This window comes from Corynebacterium sp. MSK150, from assembly GCF_030229215.1.
Taxonomy (GTDB): domain Bacteria; phylum Actinomycetota; class Actinomycetes; order Mycobacteriales; family Mycobacteriaceae; genus Corynebacterium.
Genome location: NZ_JASPHM010000034.1, coordinates 1 through 1,307, shown reverse-complemented (window position 1 = coordinate 1,307; position 1,307 = coordinate 1). Strand labels below are relative to the sequence as shown.

General features: G+C 53.6%; 1 protein-coding gene. It reads left to right on the top strand.

Going from position 1 to position 1,307, the window contains the following annotated elements; all coding sequences use genetic code 11:
- The first annotated feature begins 50 nt into the window (after positions 1-50).
- Positions 51-1,285 (top strand): IS3 family transposase gene (locus tag QP941_RS11510; RefSeq protein ID WP_284869004.1). Its coding sequence is split into 2 segments (ribosomal slippage): positions 51-339 and positions 339-1,285, totalling 1,236 coding nucleotides; the frame shifts between segments, so codons are not numbered across the junction.
- The last annotated feature ends 22 nt before the right edge of the window (positions 1,286-1,307 follow it).

Sequence of the window (1,307 nt, the reverse complement as noted above, 5' to 3'; positions counted from 1 at the left end):
TGAAGTGTCCCAGGTTTTGTTCCGTTTGAGTAGATGGGAAAATCTGGAATATGCCGAGAAAATTTGACCAGGATGCGAAGGACCGAGTGGTTCGTCTTGTTGAGGACCGCATCTTGGCGGAAAATATGTCGATGCAAGCCGCGTGCCAGGCAGTAGCTCCAAAGTTGGGGGTTTCATGGCACACAGCTCGCCAATGGACCCAGCAGGCCCGCCGTTCGGGAAACTCCCCAGAACCTGTGCCTGAAGATTTGGCCGCTGAAAACGCGAGGTTGCGTCGTGAAAATCAAGAGCTACGCGATACTAATGAGCTGCTGAAGGCTGCCTCGGCTTTTTTCGCGTCGGAACTCGACCCAAAACGTCGGAAATGATCCGGTTCATCGATGAATACCGGAATCGTTTCTCTGTCGAGTTCATGTGTAAGACGTTGAAGAATAACCGGGCTGGTGGGTTTATCACCTCGCGTGGGTATCGCCAGTCCAAGGCCCGTGGATTAAGTGCTCGTCGTCTTCGTGATGCTGTGCTGGTTGAACGCATTAGTGCTATTCATCGGGATAATTACGGTGTTTACGGTGTGCGGAAAATGTGGCATGCACTCCGCCGTGACGGAATCGATATCGGGCGTGAACAAACTGCCCGGCTGATGCGCCTGGCCGGTGTTTCTGGCAAAGGCAAAGGCGGATCACCGATCACAACCCGAAAAGCTCACGTGCCTGATCTGCGCCCGGACTTGGTGGAACGCGAATTCAAAGCTCAGAGCCCGAATAAACTGTGGGTAGCCGACATTACATATGTGCGCACGAAGAAAGGCTTTGTGTACGCTGCGTTTGTCACTGACGTTTACTCCCGGCGAATCGTTGGGTGGGCGCTATCAGACTCGATGCGCACCGAAGCGTTGCCGCTGCAGGCTCTCAACCAGGCGATCGTGTGTGCTGAGGAAACGACAGGTCTCATTCACCATTCGGATCATGGGTCGCAGTACGTGAGCGTGGTCTACAACGAGCGACTTGCCCAGCATGGCATTGCCGCTTCCACTGGGACGGTTGGTGACTCCTATGACAATGCTTTGGCTGAAAACGTTAACGGCTCCTACAAGAACGAGCTGATCCATACCCGCAGGTGGGATGACGTTATCGAGGTAGAAATCGCGACGTTCGAGTGGGTGTCATGGTGGAACGAGACAAGGCTCCACCAAAGCTTGGGATACCGAACCCCGGTCGAGGTGGAAACCGAATTTTGGAAGCAGAACTCACCCCAAGCAATAATAGAAATCAAGGCAAATGCCTAGGAACAAAACTCGGGGCACTTCA